This is a genomic window from Xenorhabdus miraniensis, from assembly GCF_002632615.1.
The window spans coordinates 130507-157492 of sequence record NZ_NITZ01000011.1; the positions used below are offsets into that span (position 1 = coordinate 130507).

Here is a 26986-nt window from a genome sequence, read left to right on the forward strand (position 1 = left end):
CTAATAAGGTATCCCTACCCTCTGTATTTCAAAAGTGTTGGAGAATAATTTTGTCTTGAATCAAAATCTTCGTTTTATCGGTAAATAGTGCCTCCATGGTTACTTTTCTGCTGCTATGATGAGCACCATTGCTATACCATCAGTTACATTTGTAACCATTAAAAATGTGCAGGTAACTCTGTTTCAGATACACTTTCAGAACAAGTAGCTTAGCCTTCACATAAGCCATCACATCGTATTTCAGAATCACTTCCTCAGGATCACCTGATTGGTTTGATATCCCAACCAAAGCCGAAGCAACTTACCTTGTGTGATTATAAAAAAAATAATAAATTAAGTTAGTTCAGTCTCATCTCCATTCAATAATGACAATAAATAATCAGTACGATAACTGTCATGGGGAACGGAGGGCATCTCCCCCGCTCGCGTTTTATCCATATAATGCTATGAAATTATAAATAAAAAATAATTCTAAGCCGGCAACTCAGAAGCAATTTTCCAATTTACTGAGGTGACGCTTTTTTCCAGGCTAACCCGACAAACAATCGCCTCAATTTCTTTTTGCTCTGCTGGCGTAGCTAATATTTCCGCACAAACTTCAAGTCGGCCGGACTGAATAGCATCTGCACTGCTCAACGACTGTAATCTAACACCTAACCCATTCAGAGCCTGCAAGATCAAAGTCCTTACCAAAATTTCATCATCTATAGCGCAAATAATATGGATTTTATAACGTTGTTCTAAATCCAGGGCTTGTTGAGGAGGCTGTGTATTAATTCGCTGTGCTGCTTCCCTCAATAAAATGTTCGCACAAAGAATAATGGCTGTTGCTATGCTGGCTGACCAATATTGACCCAGCCCACATAACACGCCGATCCCTGCCGAACACCATAATGTTGCTGCTGTATTTAAGCCACGAATATTCATTCCTTGACGCATAATGACACCGGCACCAAGAAAACCAATTCCAGATACAATTTGTGCAGCAATACGCCCGGGGCTATCCGCAGAAGCCGTCATTGAACAAATAATAAAAACCGCTGCGCCAGTTGATACCAAAGCATTAGTTCTCAACCCAGCCATACGTTGGCGCCACTGACGTTCAGCCCCAATCAGAGCGCCAAAGCACAGCGCGGATAGTAAATGAATGGCAATAGATGTTAACAACATAGTATTCTCCATAACATCAAATGGATAAATAACCCCTTAAGTGTTCAAGTTATTAATTGTTCAATTTTTAAATTGACCATAAGTCACTTAAGATCTATTGGGTATAGAGAATCATGTACATTACAGCCTGTTCTGGTTCGGTTAACCTTAAAACCATCTGCTATTCAACGAACACACAATAGAGAGCCTGAAGAGATAATTCTTCATCGTACATGAAATAAATTCGAGTTGATTATTTGCATGTTCCCGGAGGGAATAAGGAGTGAATATATGACCACATCATGTATACCCCGATATACCTTCAGCTAATACTTTGTTAAGAATCCAACTCAGTAGATCCACAGTATCAAATGATCTTTATTCGGGTGGGTACAGCTCATGAAGTTAAAGTAGTACCGCCCACCATTACTGGTAAGCAGCAAATCGAAGAGAAATGAACAGCTTACCGGATTATTTTCTATTTAATCTAAAACTTTGACTGTCCAATTGATCGCTCTCCAAGAGAATTTGCGGGTGAGTATAAACAGACTTAATTAATAAGTAAAGACTCGGTTAGAGAGGCTGTTTTGCAAGAACCATTTACAAAAAAATCTATGTGTTGCCTGCCTCATTAAAAAGCAACAGTGCTATAAATACTTTGTCATTTAATTGTAATTGATTTTATCCGATGATAAATAATACATTATTTTCATTCCGTTATTTTTACCATATAAATAAATCAATCCAGAAATTTATAGCCTAGAAACTTACGGCAATAGATTTATAAAACAGAAAAACAAAAAGCCCGCCACGGCGTTCTGGCCTGGCGAGCTTAAGTAAGGCATAAAGGCGAAAATTAGATAGCAGAGACGTTTGCTGCTGCTGGGCCTTTGGCACCATTTTCAATGGTGAATTCTACATTCTGGCCTTCTGCCAGAGTTTTGAAGCCGTTACCTTGAATGGCAGAGAAGTGTACGAATACGTCTTTGCTACCATCAGCTGGAGTGATGAAACCAAAGCCTTTAGACTCGTTGAACCACTTCACTTGACCTTTCATTTTGTCAGACATTTGACTTTCCTATATATCAAAAAAAACTCGCCACCTCGGGCATGTGTTGGCCAGTATCAGCTATTACTTATGGAGGCACTAAGAAGGAAACGGTCAACAAAGGCTACCGAAGATAGCACTTACACATAACTCATTAACTCAAGATGTCGTACATAAAGTAGGTCTGTTAATCAGGCCAAGCGCATTAACGCATGACCGCACACGAATAGCAACCTTTTTATGTATTATCGATTTAAAAAAACCACATACGCTCAATATTAGAACAGAATAACATAATAAAAAGGTGTATTTATAATTTTATTTGATTAATTCAACTTTTGTCTCAGCAGAAATACTGATTATTGCTCGCCAACAATAACAATTTTCCAAATAAATTAAATCAATTGCTATACAGATGTGGGTTGCAGACATGCTAACCTTGAAAATGGTAAAACTTTCAATTCGATCGCGCTTTTTACAACACTTTTCTACAAATAAGTGGGTTAGCATTATGAACATCATCAAACAGATATTGATTCAAGATCTTGAGCGGATCAATCTTAAAGAGCATCGTGACGGTAAAGTGCACTTCAACAGCATTTTTATTCACCATCATCCCTATCTATGTCTGGCGATGGTTATCGCTTATGCTTTTCTTGCTACGCTCATGTGGTATGCGCCCTATTTTGGGGCTTGGTCTATTTTTGCATTTACTGTAGCTTTTATTGCTATGGCCGCTGTTCTGCTATTTGATATTAAGCCAGTTTATCATTTCGAAGATATTGACGTGCTCGATTTACGTGTCTGTTATAACGGAGAGTGGTTCGTCAACGAACAAGTCTCCAAAAATGCCATTAATAGAATACTCAATCATCCTCGAGTACCTAATGAAATCAAAGATGACATCAAACACATTATGAAGAAAAAGCACGGCATTTGTTTTTATGATGTATTTATGCTCGCCTGTTCAGAGCAATCACCTTATGCTCAACCTCTTAACATGGCGAACAAAAGTGCATAAATTCAACAAAATAGCAGTTTCATGACACAACACGCTCACATGATGAGCAAACGGTAAGAAAAAAGAATTTTTGCGTTGACATGATCCCAGTTCATCGCTAATATTCGCCCCGTTCTCAGGAACAACCCAATTCCTCCATAGTTCAGTCGGTAGAACGGCGGACTGTTAATCCGTATGTCGCTGGTTCGAGTCCAGCTGGAGGAGCCAAATTCAGAACACTCCGCTCTGTTAACGTTGCGAGGTGTTGAGCTTAAACTAAATAATCTAGTTTAAACCGTTTACAACGGCCTCCCAAACGGGAGGCCGTTTTTGCATTTGCATTGAGTATGCCAAGTATTATTTTGAAACACCAGATTCCGTACTCACTTGCTCGATGAACATGAAAAATTCATCATAAACGCAATAATTACAAAAAAAATACAATTTTCCCTTAATAAACAGCATATAATTACTGACTATAAAATCAATAAAAGCCTGCCAGATGAACTATATTTTCATCAAAAAATAACAAAAAAACACCATTAAGATCACACATTAACCAATTAACCTTATTTTTATTTTTTTTACTTTACAACCCCAAAGCATTCCTTGTATCATTCGCTCCGTTCTCAGGAACAACCCAATTCCTCCATAGTTCAGTCGGTAGAACGGCGGACTGTTAATCCGTATGTCGCTGGTTCAAGTCCAGCTGGAGGAGCCAAATTCTGAAAGGCCCGATTAGTTCTGCTAACCGGGCTTTTTACTATCTATTTTCTACTGGCTATTTGCTTGCTTCCCGCTAATTATTTGTTTCTCGACTGGTTGTTCGTTTATCAATCCATTGCTTACCCGTTAGTTATTTTTCCCCTCTTTATTACAATGCTTATCTTTTATCTTACGGTTTTACTTTGTTAACCGACTGTTTTGCCAGCTTTACTCTATATTTCCTGAAATATGCTCACATTAACGCGATTGATCGCTCACAAAACACAACAAAGTTCAAAAAGAAACCAATAAGGACACATTACCAGCAAACAAACAGTTATTGTTATTTTCTGCTTTGACAAATATAAAAAGTACCGTTAATATCCACCCCGTCTTAAGGAGTTCCTCCATAGTTCAGTCGGTAGAACGGCGGACTGTTAATCCGTATGTCGCTGGTTCGAGTCCAGCTGGAGGAGCCAAAAATTCTGAAGAGCCTGATTAGTTTTGCTAATCAGGCTTTTTGCTTTTCACCCTCCTGTTTTTTCTCCTGCTTACTTTCTGGCCCTACTGATAAGTTCTCACGGCAGGATTTCTTCTAAAACAGGCAGAAAAGTCCGAAAAAGATACACGCAGTACACATTACCAGCAAACAAACAGTTATTGTTATTTTCTGCTTTGACAAACGTAAAAAGTGCCGTTAATATGCACCCCGTCTTGAAGGAGTTCCTCCATAGTTCAGTCGGTAGAACGGCGGACTGTTAATCCGTATGTCGCTGGTTCGAGTCCAGCTGGAGGAGCCAAATTCAATTCACCCTCGTGTTGTTACTTCTATTTTTTCCTTTTTTGATACGATGTATTTCCTCTGAATACCCTAGCAAACATAAATTTAAAATTCTAATCTTCCAAAATTCACAGGATTTTATCATTCAATAATAGCTATTTAGCTATTTTCGTTTTATCATTCTCCTCCGGCTTTAAGGAGTGCTGAATCAGCATCCATCATTTTTTCACCTTTATTCTGGAGCCGGTTCCATGACCACTGAATCATACACAATTAAAATCCGCCGCCCTGACGACTGGCATGTCCATTTCCGCGATGGTGATATGCTAAAAACTATCGTTCCCCATACCAGCCGTTTCTTTGGCCGAGCTATCGTCATGCCCAACCTCGTCCCCCCAGTAACAGATGTTGCCAGCGCCAAAGCCTATAAGGAGCGGATCATCGCAGCTATTCCGCCAGATCACGATTTCCAGCCTCTTATGACCTGTTATCTGACTGATTCAACAGACAGCATGCAAATTCAAACGGGCTATAAAGAAGGTATTTTCACCGCCTGTAAACTTTATCCCGCCAATGCAACAACAAATTCCAGCCACGGTGTTTCCGATGTCAAAAAGATCTACCCATTATTGGAAACTATGGAAAAAATAGGCATGCCCCTGCTGATTCATGGTGAAGTCACCGCTTCCCATATCGATATTTTTGATCGTGAAGCACGATTTATCGAACAAGTGATGGAACCATTACGCAGGCAGTTCCCCGGACTCAAAGTTGTCTTTGAGCATATTACAACTAAAGAAGCCGCAGAATACGTTCTTGAAGGTAACGATAAATTAGGTGCTACTCTGACACCACAGCATTTGATGTTCAACCGCAACCATATGCTAGTTGGTGGCATTCGCCCCCATCTTTACTGCTTACCAGTGCTAAAACGCAACATTCATCAAGAGGCATTGAGGGCAGCAGTTGCCAGTGGCTGTAATCGCTTTTTCTTGGGAACAGATTCAGCCCCCCATGTATTACACCGCAAAGAATCGTCTTGTGGTTGCGCCGGGGTTTTCAATGCCCCTACCGCTCTGGCTGCTTATGCTACTGTTTTTGAAGGAATCGGAGCCATGGAACATTTTGAATCTTTCTGTTCCCTGAATGGCCCAGCATTTTATGATCTTCCAGTTAATGACGGTTTTATTGAACTTACGCGTAAGCCGACACCTGCTGTCGAGTATGTTGAGTGCGGTGATGAAAAGTTGATTCCATTCCTTGCCGGGGAAGATGCCGGATGGGATGTTAACTTATGTGAGTAATTTTTTTACTGCTGACCGTGCGGAAATTATCCTTTATTTCCGCACAATTATCTGTTTTATAAAAAAAATCGAATAGCTTATAATCATTTCCATCAGTAATGATGAAAAAATTCCGTTCTTTTCACTTCTTAGATTGGCAAAAAGGTTTATACTGCTACTTGCTCATCCTAGATGGGTGTTTTTGCTCTTAGTCAATTATATCAATAATGATGCTGTAGTCTGATTAGGAGGTTACATGGACAATAAAAATGAAATAATCCAAACTCATCCTGTTGTAGGCTGGGATATCAGCACCGTTGATGCCTATGACGCCATGATGATACGTCTTCATTACGCATCCTCTCAAGATCAAAATCCAGAGAATGTTAGCGTCGACAAAACATTGTGGTTAACAACAGGGGTGGCCAAACAACTTATCCTCATTTTACAAGCCGGAATTGAAAAAATAGAAGCATCAGAATACAGTCAACTCGATCACATTAAACATTAACAATGAATTCAAACACTTCCCTTCAACCCATTTGGGCACTCAATGTACTGAGTGTCCAAGATAGACAAGCGAACAAATACTAATCAATAAAATTATCCACCTAGTTCACTATTCTTTATAATCCTGTATTATACGACCTTCTTCATCCAGCAATAGCTTAATTGTTAAACTAATTTTCTAAATAATCTATTTTTTAAATAACCATAGTAGAACAAGGATGTTCAAGTAATGAAATTATTAGTCATTGAGGAATGCCATTATACACGCTTAGGAATCATTGAGTTTCTGAAAGAATATACGGATATTTTTCTTAAAGAAGCAACATCAATTCAAGATGCTATCAATATTCTGCCTGTCTTTTCCCCGGATGTTATTCTGGCGAATTTAACAAACTATGGTCACTATAGTTATTATTGCGAACAACTGGAATTATTTATTTCATTAGTTAATGAAGCACGTATTTATACTTATATTGACAAACCCTATCCTTTCAAAAAAACACCTATCCAATTGACAAATAATGATTTTATTCTATCGAAAAAAAATCTGATGATGTTGCTTAATCGCCTAAAGGAAATGACATCATTTGATATTCAACGTTATTTCTCTAATTTCAATATCCATAGCTCTATTTTTAGCCATCAGGAAAACCGTGTCATCTATTATTGGATGTTAGAAATCAACACTCATAAAATTGCCCAAATACTAAAAGTCAGCAATAGTACAGTCTATTCTCACAAAAGGCATATTATAGAAAAAACAGGCGTTTCTAATAAAATAGAGTTACTTTTTATTTACAATATATTTAAATATTTTTGTTAAGTCATTTAAATAAACTTCTTTAGCCTAAATGATATTTAATTATTTACGCTAATTCATCAGTGCTGTGGACTAATGAGTTAAAGAATATTTATGCCCACCGGCTTCAAATTGCAACTAACAAAGTTGTAACTTGAAAGACGGCGGGTATACATCACTTAATGGATTGCAAAGATGTAATATTCAAACCATCATTTAAACGATAGCGGGACTTATTAAAAATTTTAGCCCCATTCTCTCTTCCTGCCCGACGAGAACGCTGTTCGTTTTCCGGTAGTCTCATCTCTTCACTACAAGCATCACTGCAACAACCTTCGAAACGCTCTGCACACGATGGGCACTGGATAAACAACAAGTGGCAACCATCATTTTTGCAGTTGGTATGGCTATCACATGTCGCTCCGCACTGGTGGCAGTGCGCAATGACTTCTTCAGAAATACGTTCGCCCATACGCTCATCAAAGACAAAGTTCTTACCGATAAAGCGAACTGGCAGCCCTTTTTCTTTCGCTTTACGGGCATATTCAATAATGCCACCTTCTACATGATAGACTTTGTTAAAACCATTATGCAGCATATAAGCACTCGCTTTTTCACAGCGAATTCCACCCGTGCAGTACATAACTATATTTTTATCTTTATTGTCTTTCAGCATGTCTACTGCCATTGGCAGTTGTTCACGAAACGTATCAGAAGGAATTTCAATTGCGTTTTCGAAATGCCCTACTTCATATTCGTAGTGGTTACGCATATCGACAAAGACGGTATCAGGATCATCCAGCATTTGGTTAACTTCAGCCGCTTTGAGATATTCGCCTGTTTTTGATGGATCAAAAGTTTCATCTTCAATACCATCAGCAACGATGCGTTCACGCACTTTCATACGTAATACCCAGAATGACTTACCGTCATCTTCCAGAGCGATATTAAGGCGCAGGTTACGTAATGCAGGATCAGTTTCATCCAATAATGTTTTCAAAGCATCAACGTTACTGGAAGGTACACTAATTTGGGCATTGATACCTTCTTTGGCGATATAAACCCGCCCAAAGACAGATAGTTCAGTAAATTCTTGATACAGGCTATCGCGGAAAGATTGTGGTTCGGAAATGGTAAAATATTTATAAAAAGAGATGGTCGTGCGCGGCTCGGCTTCAGCCAACATACGTTCTTTCAGCTCTTTATTAGAAATACGGTTATGTAACACTGGCATGGTGTACTTTCCTGAATTTCGATTAAAAAATAAAAAATTCAATGGTTGCCCCATTGATGGCCGAATATCATAGCGAAAATGCGCTTTAGCGGATAGTGATTTGTGTCCTGACGATAGTGGCTTGTGTCCTGACAATGTATAGCAAGTATTTGAATATCGTATACGGGAATAGCATAATTATGCCAATATCATACAAAGAATGGTTATAACAAGACTATCGCATGGTAACATGCTATCAAGCAGGAGCGGTTAATCGCACAATTTATCGCCCAATTAGGTACTTAATGCCCCAATATTTCGATATTCCATTAAAAAATGTCACAATGCACCAAAATGACTCTTAAAGCCTACTCAATAGGCGTCTATTGTTGCAGATAATTTGAACACAAGTTGTATTAAGAAACTGAGCGTACAAATCGTTCACTAACGATGAAATATGTAAAGATTTTCGACACAGCTTCAATTCAAAATGACAAATAACACACTGAAAACACATGATACAAGCACCTCCTTTTCGTCATTCATTTTTACATCCCCGTTACTGGCTGACCTGGTTAGGTATCGGCATACTTTATTTACTGGTTTTACTCCCTTATCCAGCGATTTACTGGATAGGAACTCGCCTTGGCCGGCTATCACAACGTTTTTTGAAAAAGCGTGCCAAAGTCGCTGAACGCAACTTGGAACTTTGTTTCCCTGATATGCCTCCAGAAAAACGGCATGAATGGCTGGTCAAAAATTTTGAATCTGTTGGCATGGGTTTATTTGAAACAGGAATGGCCTGGTTCTGGCCTGACTGGAGAATCAGGCGCTGGTTCAACATCACTGGACGGGAAAATATTCAAAAAGTGCAATCCAAAGGCCAGGGAATTATTGTTATTGGAGTGCATTTTCTGACGCTGGAATTAGGCGCGCGTATCTTTGGTATGTTGAATCCGGGAATTGGAGTGTATCGCCCAAATGACAACCCTGTCATGGATTGGCTACAAACATGGGGACGGCTCCGTTCCAATAAATACATGCTGGATAGAAAAGATGTGAAGGGTATGATCCGCTGCCTGAAAAACGGTGAAATTGTCTGGTATGCGCCTGATCATGATTACGGCCCACGTAACAGCGTATTCGCCCCGCTATTTGCTGTTGAACATGCGGCAACTACGACTGGAACCTCAATTCTCGTCCGTTTGTCCAATCCGGCATTGCTCCCTTTTACTCCTCGCAGATTACCCGATGGGAAAGGTTACGAATTAATTATTCAACCCGCCGTAGAAAATTTTCCTCTAAAAGATGAAGTAGAGGCTGCTGCGTTCATGAATAAGGTGATTGAAAAAGAGATTATGCAGGCACCTGAGCAATACATGTGGCTACACCGCCGTTTTAAGACACGTCCTGAAGGCATGCCATCCTTGTATAGTGATAACGATAATATTCACAAATAAAAATCATATGGCTGCTATTTATAAATAGCAGCCAATGCCTTTTACCCACATCTCCCTGAAAAATGTTATAGAATTATTAAATAAATTTGTTTTTATTGCCATTTCCCGCATAGGATCAGTGTTTTTTTAAACTGCTTTTTTCAGCCTTTTTATTCTTAAAATAATTTGGTCTTTTACAATCTTCCCGACTAAAACAGGAAGAAATTCACTGTCTTTATGTAAACTCAGCCTGTTTAAAACCCAAGTGCACATCATAACACGCAAAAATATCACCATCTGTATTAGTTAAAAATTAATTCATTGTTTTATAAGTGGATTAACAAAAAATATTTTTGATAATAAAAAATATCTAAGTCAATAATCCCCATCACATACCTGCTATTAAATTCTAAAACTGAGATTCTTATCGACTTTCATTCTAAAAAATGGAATATAAAGTAAAAAATGTGCTTCTTGTTAATGAAAAAAGCAAAGAACATGTTAAAAATACACCAACAATTAAGTAAGAATCTTTATAAAAATATGTTAATAATTTTGTTTAGCATGATTATAAAGCAACCTTTTCATTTTGACTTGTAAAACATCACCATCATAAAGATGGATTTTTAGGAAGAATTATTAGATGCAATCTTCAATCAACAACGGAAAAAATAGAACTTTTTTTGGGCACCCTTATCCACTTAGCGCCCTCTTTATGACAGAAATGTGGGAACGATTTTCGTTCTATGGTATCCGCCCTCTTCTGATTTTGTTCATGTCTGCGGCCATCTTTGATGGAGGTATGGGCATTCCTCGTGATCAAGCATCAGCGATTGTCGGGATCTTTGCGGGCAGTATTTACCTGACATCACTACCCGGTGGCTGGTTAGCTGACAACTGGCTAGGTCAACGGCTTGCTGTTTGGTATGGTTCGATTATTATCGCCCTGGGACATCTCTCCATCGCCCTATCCGCCATTTGGAGTAACAATCTGTTCTTTATTGGGTTGCTGCTCATTACTCTCGGTACGGGCCTGTTCAAGACGTGTGTCACCGTTATAGTAGGAACCCTGTATAAAAAAGATGATCCCCGTCGTGATGGTGGTTTCTCCCTGTTTTACATGGGCATTAATTTAGGTTCCTTCATCGCAACATTAATCACGGGCTGGCTGGTGAAAGACTATGGCTGGCATTGGGGTTTTGGTGTCGGTGGATTAGGTATGCTGGCCGCCCTGCTGATTTTTCGTTTTTATACTGTTCCTCTGATGCGTCGTTACGATAAAGAAGCCGGTTTGGATTCCAGTTGGGATCACCCAATGGTAAAACGCAAACACGTTGGCAAATGGGTCTGTGCAATTGCAATAACAGTTTCTGCGATTGCTGCATTAGTGATTGTGGGAGCTATTCCATTTAACCCCGTTAAAGTTGCCAATACGTTGGTTTATGTCATCTCGTCCAGTGTTATTCTCTATTTTGCCTATTTATTCCTGTTTGCAGGACTAAACCGCAATGAGAAAATCCGCCTGTTCATCTGTTTCATCCTGCTAGTTTCAGCCGCTTTATTCTGGTCAGCATTCGAGCAAAAACCAACATCATTTAACTTATTTGCTAATGACTATACTGACCGCGTCATTCTGGGTTATGAGATTCCGGCTGTTTGGTTCCAGTCAATCAATCCACTGTATATTATCTTGCTAGCTCCAATCTTTAGTTGGTTATGGCCTGCGCTGGCAAGACGCAACATGAACCCAAGCAGTATTAGCAAGTTTTTAATTGGTATGCTGCTTGCTGCCGGTGGTTTTGCAGTCATGATGTTCGCCGCCCAAAACGTACTGGCGACTGGTGGTACAGTTTCACCACTATGGATCGTTTTCAGTATTCTCTTTCTGACTCTTGGTGAACTTTGCCTTAGTCCAATCGGGCTGGCAACAATGACAATATTAGCCCCTTCCCGCATACGGGGACAAGTCATGGGATTATGGTTCTGTGCCAGTGCATTGGGTAACCTCGCTGCTAGCTTAATTGGCGGCAATGTGCGTGCAGATAAACTGGATAGCCTGCCTCAGCTATTCTCCAATGTTTCACTGTCGTTGGTAATTTGTTCCGCGATTTTACTTGTTCTTATCGTACCTATCCGTCGTTTGACGAGCAGCCTGCATGAGGCAGAAGCAAAGTCCTGACGATGGCATCATTACGATAAACTAACCCATTAATTAGTTTAAATTTTGGTTAAACCGTCACTGCATCTCCATTTCTAAGTTGGGGGTATTCGGTGGCGGTTTATTCTCTTTATACAAGATATGCTATCTTCAACATGCTATTACCCATTGATGGAATACACGATTGTTACCATTGCGGAAGCAATAAATGATAAAAAGCATCGACACCACAATTTACATACGGAAAATACATTTTGAATAATTACAAATTATTACCAGCTTTAGTATCAATACTACAAACACGTAATTTAACTGAATCCGCAAAACAGTTAGGCGTTACACAATCTGCAATAAGTAAAACATTAAACCAGCTTCGTGAAGATTTTCATGACAAGATCATTGTAAGAGAAGCAAATAAATTCATCCTCACCAAAAAAGGAGAAAAGCTGAAAGAACAGCTTCCGGTATTGCTCCAGCAATTAGATAACCTATATGCACCTGAATTAATGGAGCCAAGTCTTTGTCAAAGACAATTTATCTTTGCTTCTAGCGACTATGTCGCCCAAGCTATCTTACCGTCTATATCTTATAATATTGAAAGCGAGGCTCCTAACGTCAGTATTGAATATAAATTATGGCATAAAGAAAATCTCAATACATTTGCTGAACAACATGTTGATTTAGTTGCAACTATTGCCGATGCTATACCTGATAATTTATACGGTAAGATGATGGCTGAAGACCAACTTGCTGTTGTATTCAGAAATACGCATTCTAAGTCAGATAATGATATAACTATTAACGACTATATAAATGCCAGACATATTCTGATTAGTGGCGGTGGAGATAAAAGCAGCCCTGTTGATCAAGTTTTAGCAATGATGAACCTCAATCGTCATATTTTTTCAACAGTTCCTTTTTTCCAAGCCGCTATTGAGTTGTTGTTAAAAACGAACACCATGCTAACCATACCGCTTCATATTGCTGCTGATTTTGCCCAACATTATGATTTGCAGATAAAACGCTTACCTATCAATATCAAAGCACAAAAGTACTATTTGTTGTGGCATGCTAAACATCACCAAGATCTGGAACATAGATGGTTCAGAGAGATCTGTTTCCCTCTAATTAAAAAACATCTTGAAAAAACTATCGAACAAGGTATGAAATTAATTCATATCCATCAGTAGATTTTGGGGTATTCTGTGCCCAATTGATTTGTATTAATATCATCACCACTTGTACAAAAGAAAATTAACTGTGTGATTTGTAATCCAAAATTATATCATCCACATATTCTCAACTTTTATTTAATATAATCACGATAATAAATATGCTATCTATAGAAATACTCATTGCCTTTATCAGCATTTCATTCTTTTTATGCCTTTTACCAGGTCCTGATAATATTTTTGTATTAAGTCAATCCGCAATAAATGGACGTAAAACCGGAATATCAATTACTATTGGTCTGTGTATTGGGTTGCTGATACATACGTCTTTAGTCTCATTAGGTATTGCAGCAATACTACGAGAAAGTACTGTAGCAATTGAAATTATCCGAGTACTTGGGGTTTGTTATTTAAGTCATTTAGCCTGGAGAGCCTTCAATGCAAAACCTATTGGCTTTCAAGAACATGCTAGCGATTTTCACGATACAAAGATGTTCATTAAAAAAGGGCTGATAATGAACCTATCAAACCCTAAAATTATTATTTTCTTTATGGCTTTTTTACCACAATTTACCACTAACAGCGCAAGCTCCATTCCAGTTTCATTACAATTATTTTATTTAGGCTTAACGTTTGTCATTATTGTTTTTGTTTTATTTACACTTATCTCTTATTTATCTGGATTTTTGAACAATGTTATATCCAGTAAGCCATCAATACAAACCATTTTAAATAAAATCACGAGTTTGATATTTATAGCTTTAGCAATTAACCTATTTATTAGTCATTTTTAGGAAAAGGCCATGACGATGAGTTTACATGCCGATGATAAACGCTATACACCGATATGAAACAGTAAACGCAACAAAGAGAATGACTATAACTCAAGACTAACTCACAATGATTGCCATTAAATTTGCGAATCCTTTCGCTATTCTCCAGCATCCTTGTACGCTACTACATCATTCTGGTATGCAGTTTCAGAGATGAATTTAGCCTTGTTTTACGCATGCCATGCTCTACTATGAACTACTCTACTATGAATGCAGATAGTACAATTAATAACCGCAGGCATCAGAAATATCAGCATAGGAATATCCATTTCCATGCTCTTTCTCTAGCTTCTGTCTAGCTTCTCTATAACACCAACGTTTAATCTGCTCGTGGAAATGCGGCATAGAGTAGGTATTTTTCATATGGGGATTCGCCTTAAACTGCTTATCATACCAATCATAAGAAAATGCCAAGCTGTTTTTTTGTTCAAATTTATTATTATATTCCTTAAGTTCATCTTCTCGTTTTTCAGCCAAGGCGTTATCCTTAGCCAGCTTCTCTGTATTCCAACTCCCGTGATCTAACCCACTTCTCTTTTTCAGATACTCTTCTGAAGGCTTGTTATCCGCAGGTATATCGCTTTTGTAGCTTAAATCTAATGCCAGAGCCTGAGAACAACACGCTGACAAAAGAAAAAATAGGCAATGAAGTCCTTTGATTTTCATATCTTCCCTTATTGGAACTATAACAAAGAATTATTATTTAATAGCTATTGCCCCCTAAGGTCAATACTAGAATCTTTGTGTGTTTTGCAACCACCTTAAATAACTCTTTACAACTTATTGTATTTTCAACATTCTGTGTTCTACTTCCCACAACAAAAAATAAATGAGATTCTGATGTATTCATTCCCTATTTACCATGTCGATGCCTTCACAGAAAAATCGTTTTCCGGTAATCCTGCTGCTGTTGTTTTGTTAGATAAGTGGCCAACAGATGAAACATTGATTTCCATCGCTGCTGAAATTGGCCTGCCAGAAACTGCATTTCTGGTAGAAAACCATCTACGTTGGTTTACACCGAAAATCGAAGTAAGTTTATGTGGACATGCAACACTGGCAACTGCATTTGTTCTTATAAAATACCGCAACAATCAAGATGAGCGGCTCACCTTCAAGAGCCTTTCCGGTGAGCTTCGCGTCTCTCATGAACATGATGTTTTTACACTGGATTTCCCTGCCATTGATTGTTATGAAGAAAAAACTCTCATCCCTGTCATGCAAGATGCTTTGGGGCAAAAGGTTTCTGAAGTGTTCGTCTCACATGATCGCTACGTCTGTGTTTTAGATTCCGCAGAACAAATCATCAATACCCAACCTGATTTTGATAAGATTGTGTCCTTTCCTTTGCCTGGGCTTATCATTACCGCCCTCGGTGATTCACCCACCGATTTTGTTTCACGTTTTTTTGCACCAGCTAAAGGTGTTAATGAAGATCCGGTTACAGGTTCCAGCCATTGTGTGCTCGCTCCTTTCTGGGCAAAACGACTGAATAAAAATGAGCTACGTGCCCGTCAATTATCCGAACGAGGCGGTGAAATATTATGCAGAACAGATGGTGATCGTGTTTATCTGACAGGTAAAGCGAAACTCTTCTCGCATGGAAAAATATTACTCGAAAACATATAACCCATTAATTTTTAATAAAAATACAATCAACACGAAGTCACAACAGATGAAAATTATATCGCCTATAATCGTTTAGTGCTTCGTTATGATTAGCGCGCTATACGGCCAGCAGAATAACCTCTGCTGACCAATAATGGCAGAAATTTGCCATTAATCTTGATGACGAACCAACAAATCGGAATTAATCTCCCGGATTGATCTGGCCCCCGTTAAAGTCATCGCGACCCGCATCTCTTTATCAATCAGATCCAGCAAATTGGAAACACCAGCTTCACCTGCCGCCGCCAACGCATAAACAAAGGCACGCCCCAGAAGAACACTATCAGCCCCCTGAGCAATCATTCTTACCACATCCAATCCAGTGCGAATACCGGAGTCAGCAAGAATGGTAATGTCATTTTTGACTGCATCTGCAATCGCAGGTAAAGCACGTGCCGTTGACAGAACACCATCAAGTTGGCGTCCACCGTGATTGGAAACCACAATGCCATCTGCACCAAAACGCACAGCATCTTTAGCATCTTCTGGATCGAGAATACCTTTAATAATCATTGGCCCTTTCCAGAAATCACGGATCCACTCCAAATCTTTCCACGAAATTGAAGGATCAAAATTACTTCCCAACCACCCCATATAATCCTCTAATTTAGTCGGTTGGCCACGATACACAGAGATATTACCCAGATCATGTGGCTTACCCCATAACCCTACATCCCACGCCCACCGAGGATGAGTCATTGCCTGCAAAACACGACGCATCGCCGCATTCGGGCCACTCATTCCAGAATGGGTATCACGATAACGTGCGCCAGGAACAGGCATATCCACAGTAAAAACCAGATTCTTGACTCCCGCGGCCTGCGCCCGTTCTAACACATTGCGCATAAAGCCACGATCTTTCAGAACATAGAGCTGAAACCATATTGGACGATCAATCGCTGGCGCAACTTCTTCAATCGGACATACTGATACCGTTGATAAAGTAAATGGAATTCCTTTTTTTGCCGCAGCACGTGCAGCTTGTACTTCACCACGACGTGCATACATCCCCGTTAATCCCACAGGAGCAAGCGCCACCGGCATTGACACCTTTTCCCCGAATAAGCTGGTTTCCAGACTTAATTCAGACATGTCTTTCAATACTCGCTGGCGTAATTCAATATCGGATAAATCAGTGGTATTGCGTTTAAGGGTATGCTCTGCATAAGCTCCGCCATCAATATAATGAAACAGAAAAGGCGGTAACTTATCCTGTGCTGCAGCCCGATAGTCAGTTGAAGCGGAAATAATCATAATATGTACCTTAATGTTGAAAAGTTATTCGCACATTTTTTAAGATGCCAGAATTATAGCCATTACAGCCGCAATTCCCCCATAGACCAGCATAGGTATAATCGTCTTCTTCATAATCTGGCCTTCTGCATTCGCTATCCCCAAAATAGAGCAAACAGCAATGATATTGTTTAAACAAACCATGTTGCCCATAGCACCGCCAACAGATTGCAGTGCCAACATCAAATTGACATTCATCCCATTGCTCAACGCAATGGAATGCTGAATCCCGCCAAATGTCAGATTAGAAACCGTATTAGAACCTGAGAAAAATGAACCCAATGCTCCCAGAAATGAAGAGAACAGAAGCCAACTCTCCCCGGTCATTGTGGCTAATGCTTTACCAATAATAATGACAGGTGCATTTTCATTCCCTAACATCATCATATTGACCATCACTAACGCACCAAACAACGCAATAAATGGCTTAAAAATACGTGAGACTGTTTCACAGAACATCTGCCTGACCTGGTGGCAATTAAGTCGAAAAAGGGGAATACATACCAATACCACCAACAGAAATGGGATAATTGCCGGTACATATAACGTCTTATAGCTGGCGGAAGCAGATGTTCCTAACACGTGTTGCCAACTTACAATTAAAGATTTACTGATACTTAAATCACCTAACCAACCTAAATTAAATTGCCAATTGGCCTCAGCATTATTCAGCAATGTTTTGATCCCTAATTGGTGAATGCGGGTAATAATCAGGATCATAATTAATAACAAAGTCGGCATCATGGCTTTGACAACCTTGTTGAAAGGCACAGCCTGCCCGGAACTTTTTCTTTCGTAGCGTTTTATACCGATACCCATGCGAGCCAGTAATACCGACAGAGCCAACCCAATAGCTCCGCCGACCAGGGCCGGGAATTCATAATTAACCTGAGCCAGCAACAGATAAGGTACTGTACAACTCAGGACACTTAAGAAGATAAACAGCATGTTTTGACGAATTTCTTGCCACGATACAATAAATCGTAGTGCCAACAACGGGATAACAAAACCGGCAACAAAATGAATAAGTGCGGTCAATTTACTGATTTCAAAAAAATTATCATCAGTCAGCCCCAGATTGGCAAAACCGAACCAAGTTGGTGTTCCTACCGCCCCGAAAGAAACAGGTACAGAGTTCATCACCAAAGCCAGCAAGGCAACCCGCAATGGATTAAACCCCAAACCGACCAATATGGGGGCAGCAATCGCAGCCGGAGTACCAAAACCACTGGCTCCTTCAATCATAAAAGCGAAAGCCCAACCAATAATCATTAATTGAGCGACGGGGTTAGGAGTGATATTTTCCAGCCAATTGCGTACAACATCTTCAGCGCCACTGATTTGCATCAATTTATTCAGCAAAATTGCACCTAAAATAATCGTAATAGGTGTAAAAACAGAGACCAACGCTGTAATAGTATTGGCATTCAATAAGATAGGTTGAGCTTCAAACCAAAATAATTGTATGAAATAAACAATTATCGCTGTCAGGGATAAAGCAATGTAGGATGGAATACCTTTACGTTTGGTCATCATCCAAATCAACAGGACAATCGGAGCAATGCTGAAAAATAAGGGCATAGGATCCTCAGGTAACTATTTTTATAGAATAAGAAATGTAGCTGAAAGGTTAATTCTTCATAACAATGCCATTATAATCACAACTTTTCCTAAGCTCCTACGCTGTGATCTTTTAACAACTAGAAATCATATAAATCGGCAGTTCCTTAATTGCATTGAGCGAAAAGATTAAATCATTAAAAATCAGTTAGATATAAAAAAATTTAAGATAAAGCAGCGTATACCTCACATTAATTAGGCATGAAATTTCAATAGACTATATCTAAAAATGACATAATCTCTGTCAGTTATTAACCACTCAACAGAGAAAGATTTTAGAAATAATGGCTGATCTTTTTATAAGAGGCCATAATATGTTCAATTAACATTATAATTTTTAGGGATTAAATGACACGCGGCACCATCGCAATCCCACCTAATATCACTTTCTTGATGGGTATAGGCCAGGCATTATGGTCGAGAAGGTCTTTCGCAGACTGTGGTTGAGGATGTTTTTCCAGATAAGCAGGAGAACAGACAATTACTCAGCGTGAATTCAAAATGGGTCTGGCTATCAAACTAGAATTTGATATCGTGCCAGTACGAATTGCCAAATCGATGCCTTCATTAACCAAATCAACACAATGGTTCTCTAACCGCATTTCTACTTTTAATTTCGGATGCAGGCGGCAAAATTCATTTTAGACGGATAGTGTAAACTCTCCAAATAATAAATCAAATCTTTCACCATCAAATAAAAATATCAAACAGCTCACATACTCTGGCATGTGAGCCAAAAAATATAAGCCTATTTTTACACATTATCAGAATATAAAACTTATTTTGCATCTTCTTATTTATTGCTTTATTCAACATTATTAGGTTTTTCAAGACTAACAATAAAATTATCAAAATAAGCATATTGTTCTACTGGTGGTGCCCAATCCAACGTAGAGCCACCAAAAAATGAACTCCATTTTATCGCATCAATAAAAACATTATTCTCGTTTCTCAATTTAATATCATCCAGTCTTAACACTTCCTTATTATCAACATATTGTATATAGATACCATCACGTTTGCCGATACTATTCAGCTTGACATATTGTGTCAGTGTATACCAAATTCCTTTCTTTAAAGAGGTATTTAATTTCACGTAATCACCACACTGGGATTCTTTTTCTGGATAATAAAGATAACCAAATAACTCCCCTTCTTTTCTCCACATTAAGCGACTACTAAAACCATCAAAACTATCATTATCGACGCATCCTGAAGGATGATCTCCGCCAGACAAACCCGGCAATTTCCCGCCTTTAATCCACATAAAATCCTTACTGAACATTACATCATATTGCAACCATAATGCTTCATACTTACCTTTTATTGGTGCATTGAATGAGGTTCCGGCCTTAGAACCAACCGTATTGGCAAGATAAGTCAGTTCTAATACTTTGTTCCGATCATCTTGCGGATCAATAACAATATTTAACCGACCTTGATTAAGCCCAGATGATGAAGTAGGTGAGATTCCCCAATCAGATTTAAAATCTTTAGATGTGTATTTTCCTACTTTATATTCAAAATCCACATTAATTAAATCAGTATTATTAGCATCGGAAACAGAGGATGAATGCCTTGGTGCCATAATTGACTCCTTATATAAGATATATTTTTATTTCCACATAAGACACTAAAACAACAAAAATCAAATTCAAGAAGAATACCACTTCTCCAAAACATATTTTCATATTGTCTCTATTTTAAATCATAGTCAAACTCTATAATCACCCTTCTCTATTTAAAATAACTCATTGGTCTTTTATATTTAATATGTACAAACACCTAACCCCCAGATTAAAACTAATAAACCGGAGGTTCAGAGAAACATCATCTTTCTATTCTGAATCTGATACCATGATTTTTAGAGCATCATAAACCGGTAACAGGCGAGTGAAACCATCTCTATCAAGAAAATGACCACTATTATCAACATTAATCACTTTAGTCTGCAACGAATGAGCCAAAGCATGGGATGACTGCGGTGAAACAATTTCATCATTAGAAGAAATGATCGAAACACGGTGTTCTGTCATTCCACGTAAAAAAGCATAATCCAATGGCTCGGCAGTAAAAGAATTCAACTCTGGTAAAGTGGTTTGAGGAGAATCAAATCCAGAAACCAAAATATATCCACCAACATAAGGGGATATCGCTCTTATCGCCTCCAAATGCCGCAATATAGTGATACAACCGAGACTATGACCAATAAAAATCGTATCCTTATCTGCCATTGGCACGATATCCATCAACATATCAGCCCATGCTTCAGGTTGAGGTGCTGATGATTCAGGCATCGCAGGTACACTCACTTCTGCACCTTGTTCAGTTAACGTTTCCTTTAACCAAGAAAACCAATGTGATGAAGGTGATGCTGTATGTCCATGAACAATAATTATTTTTTTGCCAGTAAACAAATCGTGACTGCTCGTCGTTGCTATTGTCATTGACCTTACCTTACTGAAAAATTCATCCATTAATGGAGATAAAACAGCTTATTATTAAGAAGTTGTGACTGATATAAGTCAATACTATTCCTTTTTACAATTGATCAAAATAAACACAAACCGCTCAACATATTCCCAAAAGAAAGTGTACCAAAGACACTGATATTCAAAGCGATAAACCTGACTGATAAATTGACTGTTTTAACCTTGACATTGTGACCACTTCCTTGTTTGGCATCACCGGATAAATTAATAATATCAATTAAACATTAACCCTAAGACAATATCAGAAGTAACAGGCCTAATCTTGTCTTACCAGCTCTCTGGCTTGTTTTCCAAGCCAAGAGATCACTTCATCATTATTAAACAAGTAAAAATGCCCTCCCGTAAAAATCTGTTGTTTTATTGGTGCAGGCAATACCCGCTCCCATTCCGCTAATCGGGAAATAGGCACTCTTTTATCTTGACGGCCTCCTATTACGTAAATTTGAGCATTTAGTTTTACTTTGGGAAATTTAGACAAAGAATCCAGTAAAATCAGATCATTCCTCATTATTTCAATTAAGTAGCTACGTAATTCAGGGTCAGCTAAGACGTCTGAAGGCGTTCCCCCGCATTGTTCAAGTATGTTCAATACATAATTATCAGAATATTCCTCATGTGACTTATTTTTCAAATCCTCAGGATCAGCGCAGCCTCGGGCTGAAATAACAAGAGATAACTTTCTTTCGGGTGCTTCATTTTCAAGCCGATGAGCAAGTTGATAGGCAAGTTCTGCTCCCATACTGTGTCCGAATAAAAGTAAAGGTTTATCCTCTCCTAGCCTCAAATGCTTTATCGAAGCAAGGATATCGGACAGTACACTTTCAGCATCTGTTTGAAAAGACACAGAAGCACGTGTTCCTCTTCCTGCAAGCTCAAGACAATAGACCTCAATAAATTCCGGCAATTTGCGAGCCAATTCCACATAAGAAAAACAAGAGCCTCCGGCATGGTGTAGAAATATCAACTGCATTCCAGCTTCAGGTCTTTTAATCACAGGAAATAAAACTGAATTAAACAAAATCAAGTTCCTCTAGTTATATAAATGAGACGCTTCATGTTAACAGGAAATGGACTAAGTTGTTCTATCGATATCATAACTCCTTGACAATATTATTTTACAAAGAGAAAAGAAGATAAAATGAAAGATACTCATTAAATACAGAGTAATAACTATTGATTTATTTTTCTATAACAGAATAGATTGATTAAATTATAATTATTGGTTAGATATAAAATTACAACACGACAGTCAATGAGGGAATATCTAAGAGGGCCAGCGCCATTTAACTGAAGTTAAAGGAAAAAATCAGAATGAAAGATATAAGGCGATAGAGCCCATCCAGTTGGACTCTACCGTTTATCTTATGTTTTCAATTTTTCACGTACAGCCATCAACGCAAATCCTAATAAATTCAGGCCATCCCACATCAGGGGATTCTGTATATTGGGCGTATCTTCTGCCAGACCGATTCCCCAGATACGGTCAACAGGGCTAGCCTCAACTAATATCTTATCCCCAGTATTTAATAAAAATTCTGCCAGTGGTTTATTCTGGGAAAATTTTGCCAGGTTACCCTCAATCACTATTTTCAATCGATGTTCATCCCAAATCGATTGGTTAAAACCACGGATTTCTCGGCCATATGCTTTCGCTGCACCTGGATTTTTAGCATTGATAATTTTTTCCAGAGTGTCGAGATCATTAAACAAGCGAGCCTTTCCTGCCATCATATAGTGCTCTGCACTTGCATATTTTACATCATGAACAGTAAATTGAACTGGATACCACTGGCTTAAACAAGACTTGGTTATGTGGTTGGCATGATTGGTTTTATGCCCCCAGAAAAAAAGATATTTCAGCTTTTTTCCTGATTGGTATAAATCACATAGTGTTTTAATATCCATATTAACTCTCTATAAGGCGCTAATTTATCTTAAATACATAAATACGCTCCTATCATACAATTTTTTTTATATTTGTCGATGAATATCCCAGCAGTTTTATTGATATGGAATAAGAACTTAAAATATAAGTTTGAATAAAAGTAACAAACATAAAAAATGGCAAATAAAAATAATTACATGTTTTCTGAATAAATTATCATATTATCTTGAAATCATTTGATATTTGCTCTTCGTCCAATAACAAAAACGGCAACCAATCCGACCAAATCGACAGTGATTAAAGTGCCAGCAAATAACATTTCTCCTTTCAATGCAAAAACAGTAGCAATAATTAAGATGAACATGGTGATAGAAAAGCCCATCCATTGCCCTCTTTTGTCCCGGCTTATCAGGCCATCAACTGCTTTTTTCTGTTTTTCATGGCGAAAAGCCTGCTCTTTTTCTCTGAAAGAAAATATTCTTTCTGCACAACCAGGTAGAATGGCCTCATAGTTTTTTAAGGCATCAGGGGATGGGAAGGATGAACAGCAAGAAACCACCTGATCCTCGATTAAATCTACACTGGTTGAGTCAATATTTAAAGTATCGCGATAATCGTTTGCGGGCATGATATCAAGAATACTCCCTATCACTCTGAAATAATGACGAATGTTAGAATTCATGTTCTCTCCTGAGCAATATACACAAAAAACATCTTAATAAAATCAGCGAAATAACTAAGCCCAACCTATAATTTAGACGAATTAATTATACTTTTGATATTTTTTTCTCCTGTAGTGCAGCCGGCTTTTGACTCGGAAATGGACGGCATTCTTCCGCTTTATAAGTTCCATCTTCTTGACGAATCAAAAATATTTTACGCCCAGCTCGCAATGCCTTACTAATCGCCGTTTGATGAACACCAACCAAAAGTGCTGTTTTGGCCTGGCCATTTAATTTTACATATTCTGATAATGGAATTTTTTCCATACCGTTCCTCCTGTCTATTTCAAAATAATATCTAAAGTACTAAATATTTCAATACTTTTAGTATTTATCATTTCAATAGCATTGGTATTAAAATGAGTTCATGAAAAAGAAACTCACAGCAGAACAGCTTGCAGATGCCGCACGCTTAAAAGCACTCTTTGAGTCTAAGAAAAAACAACTTGGCATCTCTCAAGAAATACTTGCAGAAGAAATTGGCAAGACTCAAAGTGCGATTTCACACTATCTCAATGGCATCAATGCCCTTAATTTAGAGATGGCAACCTATTTTGCCCAAAAATTGGGCGTCAGAATTGCAGATTTCAGTCCATCACTGGATAAACAGGCAAGGAAACTCGTAGCTGTTCTTTATGGGGATAATGTTGCATTTTCAGCTCATTCAAATCCTCAAAAACAATATCCACTACTCGAATGGGTAAATGTAGATCATTGGTGCGAAGAGCCAACGCCTAAATATCATACAAACGACATCGAAAAGAGTTACGAAGCTTCTATCGAATGTTCACAACGTGCTTTTTGGTTGGAAGTCAAAGGAGATTCGATGGTGTCGCCAAATGGATTAAGCGTACCACAAGGCATGATCATTTTAGTTGACCCAGAAGTGAAACCTATAACCAATAACTTGGTCGTAGCAAAACTTGATGGTGAAAAAGAACCCACTTTCAAACAATTGATCACTGAGGGATATGATACTTTTTTAAAGCCATTGAATACCCAATATAATATGATTCCCCTGAATAACCATGTGCATATTATCGGAGTAGTTGTAGAAGCAAAGATTGGGGAACTGCCTTGAATAATAATATAGAACTATTGTGCCAATTACATCGGTGACTGCTCCCCGCCCTATCGACGCGGTCGTCCAGAAACTCTAGCGGGGAAAGGGATTTTCAACTGCCTATAAACCGTCTGTTTTAGTCAACACTGGGCGTATTATCGTCGCCAAGACCGCAGATCCGTCCAGTGAAACACAGGTTATCGCGGATTTATTGGCGCAGAATTTTAATTTATCGGGATATCACCCGGACAAATCGTTATTGGATGCCGGTTATTTCCATGACGCGGTGATTGCGGAGACACAAAAATATCAAAACCGGATGTTTTGCTCTGAAAACACCAACCGACAGAACCCCGAAAAATCCACCCCAAATCGTTATTTATCTATAATGCTGAGCAAGACAGTGATACCTGTCCTGCCCACCATCAATCATCCCTGAAAAGCACCGTGGCCACATCGGAAAAAACGCGAGGCTATTGGGTTTATGGCCGTGCCAATTGCGTCCCATGCAGGCAAAAAGTCCAATGTACACAGGCCAAAGGTGGGAGAAAAATAAAACGCTATCCGGAAGATGAAAAGCGGGATGAACTTCGTTGACATATGGCTAACCCTGAGTCAAAACAGATATTGAGTCAACGAAAGAGCATAGTCGAACCGGTATTTTCAGCATTGCGGGGAATTCAGGGGCTGGAACGCTTTCGGCGTAAGGGATTGTCAGCAGTAAAGCTGGAATTTACCTTGCATGCAATGGCCTATAACTTACCAAGAGCAGTGGCTCTGATATTATGGGTGATTTTCAGCCTGTTATTCGTACAAATAACAGGCACTAAAAAAGGGGATATGGGTTCAATTTGATACGTTGAAAAAATGACCTCAACCCTTTTACGACACCCTCTATCGGGCTAGGCTTCCCACTTCACAGGCCACTGCTTTGGCTTTGTATTCGAGCTTCGTCACAAAGCGGTTCCATCCGGCATCAGCAATATGACGTGCCAATCTGCGGTTTTTGAGCATATTGCTCGCTTTCAGGGTCTCGACTATCACCACTTGGTTTTCGTCAATGAGTTGTCGGGACAATTTGTGCTGGAAATCTGCACGGGCGTTAGTAACTTTTTCATGGCAATTAGCAACAATTAAACGCAATTTATCCCGATTTTTACTCCCTTTTCGCTTTCGGGAAAGTGCTTTTTGCTTGCGCCGTAGATTGTTGCTGGCACGGATTAGATAGCAGGAATTTGCCAGCTTCCTGCCATCTGAGCGAATAAGAAAGTGGGTTAAGCCCAGATCACATCCGGTAATCTTGTTCACATCGGGCACATCCAGAGACGCCGGCATTACTTTGCCATCGTCACAGAGAGAGGGACTGCCCCTCTTTAAGAGGTTCAGTTAACAAGAACTTAAAAGGCTACCCAATAGTTTTGGGTTGGTTAGTAAACATACAAGTCAGTTTACGCTCTGGACAGAACGCGGTGCGGCCAACCACTCCAAGATGCTGGAAATATAGCAGTAGGATAGTTATTGAGTGATAGAACTGATAGCTCTGCCAGTAAAAAGATTTCCCTGTGACCATGACGACTATCGATAGTGCGTTCTTTTGTTTTCTTCGCGCCATTTTCCACCGCCTATAGATGGTCAAGATTTTTGATCATCATAAAAATCAATCAATTAAATACGCACTCAGTTACATTAAGTAACCCTGTAAATATGAAAGCAAAAGGTATAGTGAAAATCTCTATACCCTCATCCATACCGTTAATAAAGGAATCAACCGCAAAAAATTCTTCAGATGCTCTCTTTGTACTGAGTCGAAAATTTGGCTGAGTGGCAGACAAAAGGTGAGGCAGATTTGCGTCATTATAAAAATCAGCAAGTTAATGTTACAGTTATTAAGTTGCATAGCAGTACCCCTTTACTAAGGGTAAAACGACCTTAAACCTCTTCTCATGAATAACTATAATTTCATTTCTCTCTAATATATACATTAGGGAACCTCTAAAAACTCTCAATACAAAAAATAAGATCAATTTTGCACTCACCAATAAATGACCTTATTATGTATGACTTTTTCTTGTTTTTTTAGGAAAAAAATAAACTCATCGCTTTTTCATCGCATACCGGAATTAAAAGGCATGAATGCCGGATTTTCCAAAATA

23 protein-coding genes, 4 tRNA genes and 3 pseudogenes are annotated in these 26986 nt (G+C 38.7%); 15 read left to right on the top strand and 15 right to left on the bottom strand.

All coding sequences use genetic code 11. The annotated features are described in order from the left end of the window. Positions 1-471: 471 nt before the first annotated feature. Both Xmir_RS12130 and cspE read right to left on the bottom strand, forming a co-directional pair. Complete coding sequence (locus Xmir_RS12130; RefSeq protein ID WP_099114502.1) at positions 472-1182, bottom strand: MgtC family protein; 711 nt, start codon at positions 1180-1182, stop codon at positions 472-474. An 823-nt stretch (positions 1183-2005) separates the two neighbouring features. Next, positions 2006-2218 (bottom strand): transcription antiterminator/RNA stability regulator CspE, encoded by a 213-nt coding sequence (gene cspE / locus Xmir_RS12135; RefSeq protein ID WP_047965154.1) that lies wholly within the window; start codon positions 2216-2218, stop codon positions 2006-2008. A 490-nt stretch (positions 2219-2708) separates the two neighbouring features. On the opposite strand from cspE, the gene Xmir_RS12140 reads away from it, so the two are divergent. The 8 genes from Xmir_RS12140 to Xmir_RS12175 all read left to right on the top strand — a co-directional run bounded on the left by Xmir_RS12140 (position 2709) and on the right by Xmir_RS12175 (position 7299). Beyond that, positions 2709-3218: a YlaC family protein gene (locus Xmir_RS12140; RefSeq protein WP_099114529.1), complete on the top strand. Its 510-nt coding sequence runs from the start codon at positions 2709-2711 to the stop codon at positions 3216-3218. Positions 3219-3349: 131 nt separating this feature from the next. Beyond that, a tRNA-Asn gene (locus tag Xmir_RS12145) sits at positions 3350-3425 on the top strand. A 417-nt stretch (positions 3426-3842) separates the two neighbouring features. Further along, positions 3843-3918: transfer RNA gene (locus tag Xmir_RS12150), tRNA-Asn, on the top strand. A gap of 387 nt (positions 3919-4305) precedes the next feature. Continuing rightward, positions 4306-4381: transfer RNA gene (locus Xmir_RS12155), tRNA-Asn, on the top strand. A gap of 245 nt (positions 4382-4626) precedes the next feature. Continuing rightward, positions 4627-4702 (top strand) — tRNA-Asn (locus Xmir_RS12160). A 232-nt stretch (positions 4703-4934) separates the two neighbouring features. Continuing rightward, positions 4935-5987, top strand: a complete 1053-nt coding sequence (gene pyrC, locus Xmir_RS12165; protein WP_099114503.1) for a dihydroorotase — start codon at positions 4935-4937, stop codon at positions 5985-5987. A gap of 235 nt (positions 5988-6222) precedes the next feature. Further along, complete coding sequence (bssS, locus tag Xmir_RS12170; protein ID WP_099114504.1) at positions 6223-6477, top strand: biofilm formation regulator BssS; 255 nt, start codon at positions 6223-6225, stop codon at positions 6475-6477. Between the two features lie 228 nt (positions 6478-6705). Beyond that, the gene (locus tag Xmir_RS12175) at positions 6706-7299 is read left to right on the top strand and encodes a response regulator transcription factor (RefSeq protein ID WP_099114505.1); all 594 of its coding nucleotides are present in this window, start codon (positions 6706-6708) and stop codon (positions 7297-7299) included. A 151-nt stretch (positions 7300-7450) separates the two neighbouring features. Here Xmir_RS12175 and trhO read toward each other — a convergent pair whose 3' ends face one another. Next, positions 7451-8509, bottom strand: a complete 1059-nt coding sequence (gene trhO, locus Xmir_RS12180; RefSeq protein WP_099114506.1) for an oxygen-dependent tRNA uridine(34) hydroxylase TrhO — start codon at positions 8507-8509, stop codon at positions 7451-7453. 494 nt (positions 8510-9003) lie between these two features. Here trhO and Xmir_RS12185 point away from each other — a divergent pair, with 494 nt between their 5' ends. The 4 genes from Xmir_RS12185 to Xmir_RS12200 all read left to right on the top strand — a co-directional run bounded on the left by Xmir_RS12185 (position 9004) and on the right by Xmir_RS12200 (position 14051). After that, on the top strand, positions 9004-9948 hold the full coding sequence (locus tag Xmir_RS12185; protein WP_099114507.1) for a Kdo(2)-lipid IV(A) acyltransferase: 945 nt from the start codon (positions 9004-9006) through the stop codon (positions 9946-9948). Between the two features lie 622 nt (positions 9949-10570). Further along, complete coding sequence (locus tag Xmir_RS12190; RefSeq protein ID WP_099114508.1) at positions 10571-12106, top strand: peptide MFS transporter; 1536 nt, start codon at positions 10571-10573, stop codon at positions 12104-12106. A 233-nt stretch (positions 12107-12339) separates the two neighbouring features. Continuing rightward, complete coding sequence (locus tag Xmir_RS12195; protein WP_099114509.1) at positions 12340-13275, top strand: LysR family transcriptional regulator; 936 nt, start codon at positions 12340-12342, stop codon at positions 13273-13275. 143 nt (positions 13276-13418) lie between these two features. Next, positions 13419-14051: a LysE family translocator gene (locus Xmir_RS12200; protein WP_099114510.1), complete on the top strand. Its 633-nt coding sequence runs from the start codon at positions 13419-13421 to the stop codon at positions 14049-14051. Between the two features lie 264 nt (positions 14052-14315). On the opposite strand, the gene Xmir_RS12205 is transcribed toward Xmir_RS12200, so the two are convergent. Beyond that, on the bottom strand, positions 14316-14756 hold the full coding sequence (locus Xmir_RS12205) for a hypothetical protein (protein ID WP_099114511.1): 441 nt from the start codon (positions 14754-14756) through the stop codon (positions 14316-14318). 174 nt (positions 14757-14930) lie between these two features. Here Xmir_RS12205 and Xmir_RS12210 point away from each other — a divergent pair, with 174 nt between their 5' ends. Continuing rightward, positions 14931-15719: a PhzF family phenazine biosynthesis protein gene (locus Xmir_RS12210; RefSeq protein WP_099114512.1), complete on the top strand. Its 789-nt coding sequence runs from the start codon at positions 14931-14933 to the stop codon at positions 15717-15719. 150 nt (positions 15720-15869) lie between these two features. Here the strand turns inward: Xmir_RS12210 and lldD are convergent, their stop codons facing one another. The 9 genes and pseudogenes from lldD to Xmir_RS12255 all read right to left on the bottom strand — a co-directional run bounded on the left by lldD (position 15870) and on the right by Xmir_RS12255 (position 24037). Further along, the gene (gene lldD / locus Xmir_RS12215; protein WP_099114513.1) at positions 15870-17012 is read right to left on the bottom strand and encodes an FMN-dependent L-lactate dehydrogenase LldD; all 1143 of its coding nucleotides are present in this window, start codon (positions 17010-17012) and stop codon (positions 15870-15872) included. A 39-nt stretch (positions 17013-17051) separates the two neighbouring features. Then, positions 17052-18632, bottom strand: coding sequence for an L-lactate permease (locus Xmir_RS12220; RefSeq protein ID WP_099114514.1), 1581 nt, complete (start codon positions 18630-18632; stop codon positions 17052-17054). 423 nt (positions 18633-19055) lie between these two features. Then, a pseudogene (locus Xmir_RS34025) lies at positions 19056-19309 on the bottom strand (LysR substrate-binding domain-containing protein); the annotation flags it as partial. Between the two features lie 167 nt (positions 19310-19476). Further along, on the bottom strand, positions 19477-20259 hold the full coding sequence (locus tag Xmir_RS12230; protein WP_099114515.1) for a polysaccharide lyase: 783 nt from the start codon (positions 20257-20259) through the stop codon (positions 19477-19479). A 250-nt stretch (positions 20260-20509) separates the two neighbouring features. Further along, positions 20510-21118 (bottom strand): RBBP9/YdeN family alpha/beta hydrolase, encoded by a 609-nt coding sequence (locus tag Xmir_RS12235; RefSeq protein ID WP_099114516.1) that lies wholly within the window; start codon positions 21116-21118, stop codon positions 20510-20512. A gap of 301 nt (positions 21119-21419) precedes the next feature. Beyond that, positions 21420-22181 (bottom strand): thioesterase II family protein, encoded by a 762-nt coding sequence (locus Xmir_RS12240; RefSeq protein ID WP_099114517.1) that lies wholly within the window; start codon positions 22179-22181, stop codon positions 21420-21422. A 344-nt stretch (positions 22182-22525) separates the two neighbouring features. Next, on the bottom strand, positions 22526-23068 hold the full coding sequence (locus Xmir_RS12245) for an NADAR family protein (RefSeq protein ID WP_099114518.1): 543 nt from the start codon (positions 23066-23068) through the stop codon (positions 22526-22528). 212 nt (positions 23069-23280) lie between these two features. Next, positions 23281-23730, bottom strand: coding sequence for a DUF2335 domain-containing protein (locus tag Xmir_RS12250; protein WP_099114519.1), 450 nt, complete (start codon positions 23728-23730; stop codon positions 23281-23283). Between the two features lie 85 nt (positions 23731-23815). Next, the gene (locus Xmir_RS12255) at positions 23816-24037 is read right to left on the bottom strand and encodes a Cro/CI family transcriptional regulator (protein WP_099114520.1); all 222 of its coding nucleotides are present in this window, start codon (positions 24035-24037) and stop codon (positions 23816-23818) included. A gap of 100 nt (positions 24038-24137) precedes the next feature. On the opposite strand from Xmir_RS12255, the gene Xmir_RS12260 reads away from it, so the two are divergent. Both Xmir_RS12260 and Xmir_RS28875 read left to right on the top strand, forming a co-directional pair. Next, entirely contained in the window at positions 24138-24851 is a 714-nt protein-coding gene (locus Xmir_RS12260) for a LexA family protein (RefSeq protein ID WP_099114521.1), read from the top strand. A gap of 363 nt (positions 24852-25214) precedes the next feature. Continuing rightward, positions 25215-25688 (top strand): annotated as a pseudogene (locus tag Xmir_RS28875) (transposase). Between the two features lie 78 nt (positions 25689-25766). Here the strand turns inward: Xmir_RS28875 and Xmir_RS12270 are convergent. Together Xmir_RS12270 and Xmir_RS23480 are read right to left on the bottom strand one after the other, a co-directional pair. After that, positions 25767-26189, bottom strand: a pseudogene (locus tag Xmir_RS12270) (RNA-guided endonuclease InsQ/TnpB family protein); the annotation flags it as partial. 49 nt (positions 26190-26238) lie between these two features. Next, positions 26239-26445: a hypothetical protein gene (locus tag Xmir_RS23480; protein WP_145956894.1), complete on the bottom strand. Its 207-nt coding sequence runs from the start codon at positions 26443-26445 to the stop codon at positions 26239-26241. Between the last annotated feature and the right edge of the window lie 541 nt (positions 26446-26986).